This window comes from Pedobacter sp. (genome assembly GCF_045628745.1).
Taxonomy (GTDB): Bacteria; Bacteroidota; Bacteroidia; order Sphingobacteriales; family Sphingobacteriaceae; genus Pedobacter.
Window position 1 is genome coordinate 1 of the sequence record NZ_JAZQPU010000389.1, and the last position, 4,202, is coordinate 4,202.

Consider the following 4,202-nt stretch of genomic DNA (forward strand, 5'->3'; position numbering starts at 1 on the left):
CTATATTGCACCTTTACTTACCGAAGTAGGTGGATTTTCTGGAGATTCTATTACTTATATCTTGATTCTGGCTGGTTTAGGCATGTTTGTCGGTAATTTAATCGGCGGTAAACTTGCCGATCGCTTTTCACCTGCCAAAGCTTGTGTGGTGTTGCTGGTCAGCATGGCCATTACCCTTACTATTGTGCACTATATATCTGGCAACCAGATCTTTTCGCTGGTGATGACCTTCATCACTGGTGCTGTTGCCTTTGCATTAGCCTCACCGATACAAATGCTGATGATCAACACGGCAAAAGGCTCTGAAATGATTGCCGCTTCGGTTAGTCAGGCTAGTTTTAACATTGGTAATGCATTAGGTGCCTTTTTAGGTGGTTTACCTTTACTTGCAGGTTACGATTATACTTCACCGGTTATTATAGGTACACTGATGGCACTTATTGGTGCTGCCTTTGCCTGGATGTTGATTGCAAGAAACAAAAGAACAGCCCCGGCTTTGCAGCCTGCTATATTAAATTAAAGAGATTTTACATTTGAATAGGCCGTTTGCAATGCTTAAATTAAGTATTATAAACGGCCTTTATCGTATACGGTAAATATTAATCCAGACCATATCATCTTTTAGGCCTGGTCTTTGCAAGACCTATATTTTAAACCTTAGTGCTATGATCTTCAGGAACATCCTCTTCCCCCTACTAGCCATTACAATGCTATTCGCCGCTTGTCAGCAGCAACCTAAAACCGAGGCACAGCAGCAGCTTAATACCAGCGATAGCAGTAATGCCAGTGTGCATAAAGCATGTTACAGTTTTATGAAAAACCGCGACACCGTAACGTTGACATTAGAACAAAGAGGTAAAGCCTATAGCGGCGAACTGCGTTACCAGCTGTATGAAAAAGACAGCAATGAAGGAAAAGTAAGTGGAAAAATGATGGGTGATACCTTGTTGTTGAACTACACTTTTAATTCGGAGGGTACATCTTCCGTCAGACAAATTGCATTCTTAAAGAAAAATAACCAGCTGTTGGAAGGTTATGGTCCTGTGGTTGACAAAGAGGGTGCGGTGGTTTTCAAAAATACCAGCGATTTGAAATTTGGCGATGGTATTGTTCTTGAAACTGTTGATTGTCCGTAGATTTATCGGTTAAGCCATTGTTTAAAAGCAGCAGAACGATCTTCGCTCACTATTACAGCTACCCCATCAGGCAAAGGTGATAAAGTGATGCGCACCCGGTTTCGAGGGAGTTTATGCATTTCCTGGATGGCATTGATATGAATGATGAACTTGCGGTTGATGCGGAAAAAATTCCGGTCATCTAGTTTAGGCTCCATGCTGCCAATGGTTTCTTCGATAATGTAATTCTGCCCTGCTGTAGTAACTAAAAACAAGTACTTATCCTCGGCCATAAAATAGGCTACATCAGCAGCCTGCACAGTTCTTAACAACTTACCTGCTTTGACTAAAAACCTTGTTTGGATGGCTGGCATCGGGGCATGTGTTTCAGCACTTAATAGAGAAGCAAATGCTTGAACGGTAGTGGTAAGATCGCCTAATTTAGTCAGTGCCGCGGCAACCTCTTCTTCATCAAAAGGTTTCAATAGATAGTCTATACCTTGATTTTTGAAAGCTTTGAGGCTATACTGATCGTAGGCCGTGGTATAAATTACAGGACAATTAATTTTGACCTGTTGAAATATCTGGAAACTTTCCCCATCACCGAGGTGAATGTCCATAAAAATCAAGTCAGCGCTATGATTCGTCAACCAGTTGACGGCGGCTTCCACCGTTCCTAAAACAGCCTGAACTTTTAAGTTTGGCTTAAGGTTTTGGAGCATATCCTGCAATGTAGCTGCAGCCAACTCTTCATCCTCAATAATCAATACTCTCATTCTTTATTCCTGAACGGTAAATATAAAAAAAATCCGGCCTGTGTACACAAGCCGGATGATCTGAAAAAGGTAATCTTTTTTAATTTAAGTTTGGGTTGCTGGCAATAGCTTCCTTTGGAAACCTGATGGTATACCTTGGATCACCAGCCGAAAGCTTAAAGGTTTCACCCTCTATTTCATGCGTTATCTCTGGTTGTCCATAACGTCTTAAATCATACCAGCGATGACCTTCCAACGCCAGTTCTCTTTGACGTTCCGCAACAATCTCTTTTAAAAGCGCTGCTTTATCTAAATCTTGTAAACGTATTTTTTCCGTGTTAAAATAACCAGGTTTCAAACGTTTAGCTTTTAAGTCAAGTAAACTCTTTAAGGCAAGATCAGTTTGATTGGTATTTAACGCTGCTTCTGCAAGAACAAGATATAACTCGCCATTACGGAAAGATATTTTCAAAGCATCTGAAGCACCTTTTACAGCTACATACCTGCTACCCGATTTACTAAAGTACTTAGAAAAGCGCAAGTCGTTCTCCTTGTTGTAACTGTTTAACAAATCTGGAGAAATGTAAGACGTATTGCTAATCAAGGTACTAAAGCCTTTCTCCATCGACATGATATTTTCTATCGCCTGGTAATGGTTAGGCAATTTACTGTCTTCGTTATTCAAATCTTCCAGTTTGTTATTCATTTGCAAAGCAGCCTGTGCAGCAACTAAAGCTTGGGCATCATTGCCCATATACTGGAAAACACGTGCTTCTAATGCCAATGCCGCATTTCTAGTGAAACGATAGTTTTTGCCTGCTTCAAATTTGTCTACACGAAGGAACTTCTTACTTTCTGTAATGTCTGCGATTACTTGTTTATAAACATCAGCGATTGTTGCTGGTGCATAATTTTGCTCCAGGTCCATTTTCAATGACAATACAATACCACGATCTGTCGCTGCGGTATTTGAATCATATGGCTTAGCATACATATTCAACAGCTCAAAATGACTGTAAGCACGCAATAAATAAGCTTCACCTTTCATCTGGTCGCTTTCTGTATTTTTTCCAGTCCTGTTTTCTACTTCAGCAATCACCTCATTAGCATAAAAGATAGTCCTGTAAAAAGCCAGGTAAGGATATGATAAAGTTACCGCATCAGGGTTATTGTCATTCCATTTATATAAATCACGGAAGCTGGCAAAATCATAGCCATAGTCGTCCAATAACAATTCATCAGCCCTTACCGCCAATAGCGATTTATGATCTGCAAAACTGCTGTAAGCCGAAGTCAGTAAAGCTCTGAAATCTTCTGTGGTATTCGGAATTACCTTTCCAACTGGTTCAATATCCAGGTATTTTTTACAGCTGTTTAGCGAGAGTAAAATCAGGCATGCTGTGGTGAGTTGTATTATTTTATTCATCATTATTTAATATAAAAAAGGGCCTAATTTGCCCGACAGCAAATAAGTAATTAAAAGGTAGCATTTAAGCCAAAAGAGATACTTTTGGTAATTGGTTGTGCATAAATATTACCATAGGTTTCAGGATCGAAATAACCATCATAGCCACTGCCAAAGACAAACATATTTCTGGCTTCCACACTAAACCTCAATGTATTTGCTTTAATCTTTCCTGCAATTTTTGAAGGCAATGTATAGCCTAAACGCATGCTGTTGATGCGCACATAGCTCATTTGCTTAGTGAAAATATCAAGGTTTTGATAAGAGTTCACCTGATCACCGCCACTTAGCCAGTTATAGGCCATCCAACGACTGCCATCACCTGTGTCTCTACCAATAATTTGAGGCAAGGTACCATTATTATTTGCTGGGGTCCATGCATTTAAAAGGTCGCGGGAGTAATTTTGCCCACGGTCAACTTCTGCAGGATTATATGTTGGTGCAGAAACCATCATCTGGTCAATGTTGAAGATCGCAGATATGGTAAAATCAAGATTGCTATAACGGAAACGGTTAATTAAACCACCAGTATATTTAGGATCCCGGTCGCCAGCATAAGTATACAAGTTCTGGTAATCCTTTCCTGTTAAAGAACTCTGTGACAATTCACCCGGAAAGAAATCAGCCCAAGGATCATACAAACTATAGAAATTCTCTAATGAAACTATTTTACCATCTTTTTTAAATTGTGGAATGCCATCTGCATCTAATCCTTCTGTTTTCAAAACAAACAGCGCATTTACTGGGTAACCTTCTCTGGATGGTGTGTATTGGTTAGCACGTACTTTTTCAGTGAGCACTTTACTTTTGTTATGGGCAATGTTAAAGTCTGTAAACCACTGGAAACTTTTGTTGCTGATGTTTCTG

The 4,202-nt window shown here is 39.8% G+C and carries 4 protein-coding genes and 1 pseudogene; 2 read left to right on the top strand and 3 right to left on the bottom strand.

What is annotated here, in order from left to right; genetic code table 11:
* Both ACR2F7_RS14305 and ACR2F7_RS14310 read left to right on the top strand, forming a co-directional pair.
* Positions 1-520 (top strand): MFS transporter (locus ACR2F7_RS14305; protein WP_432714228.1); only part of this gene is annotated, 520 nt, incomplete at its 5' end.
* 145 nt (positions 521-665) lie between these two features.
* Positions 666-1,136: a hypothetical protein gene (locus tag ACR2F7_RS14310; protein WP_432714229.1), complete on the top strand. Its 471-nt coding sequence runs from the start codon at positions 666-668 to the stop codon at positions 1,134-1,136.
* Positions 1,137-1,138: 2 nt separating this feature from the next.
* Here ACR2F7_RS14310 and ACR2F7_RS14315 read toward each other — a convergent pair whose 3' ends face one another.
* The 3 genes and pseudogenes from ACR2F7_RS14315 to ACR2F7_RS14325 all read right to left on the bottom strand — a co-directional run.
* Complete coding sequence (locus tag ACR2F7_RS14315; RefSeq protein ID WP_432714230.1) at positions 1,139-1,891, bottom strand: LytR/AlgR family response regulator transcription factor; 753 nt, start codon at positions 1,889-1,891, stop codon at positions 1,139-1,141.
* Between the two features lie 79 nt (positions 1,892-1,970).
* Positions 1,971-3,299: a RagB/SusD family nutrient uptake outer membrane protein gene (locus tag ACR2F7_RS14320; RefSeq protein ID WP_432714231.1), complete on the bottom strand. Its 1,329-nt coding sequence runs from the start codon at positions 3,297-3,299 to the stop codon at positions 1,971-1,973.
* A gap of 47 nt (positions 3,300-3,346) precedes the next feature.
* Positions 3,347-4,202 (bottom strand): annotated as a pseudogene (locus ACR2F7_RS14325) (SusC/RagA family TonB-linked outer membrane protein); the annotation flags it as partial.

Coding starts and splice junctions, on each gene's coding strand:
- ACR2F7_RS14315 (WP_432714230.1), bottom strand. CDS start 1,891: ATGAGAGTATTGATTATTGAGGATGAAGAGTTGGCTGCAGCTACATTG.
- ACR2F7_RS14310 (WP_432714229.1), top strand. CDS start 666: ATGATCTTCAGGAACATCCTCTTCCCCCTACTAGCCATTACAATGCTA.
- ACR2F7_RS14320 (WP_432714231.1), bottom strand. CDS start 3,299: ATGATGAATAAAATAATACAACTCACCACAGCATGCCTGATTTTACTC.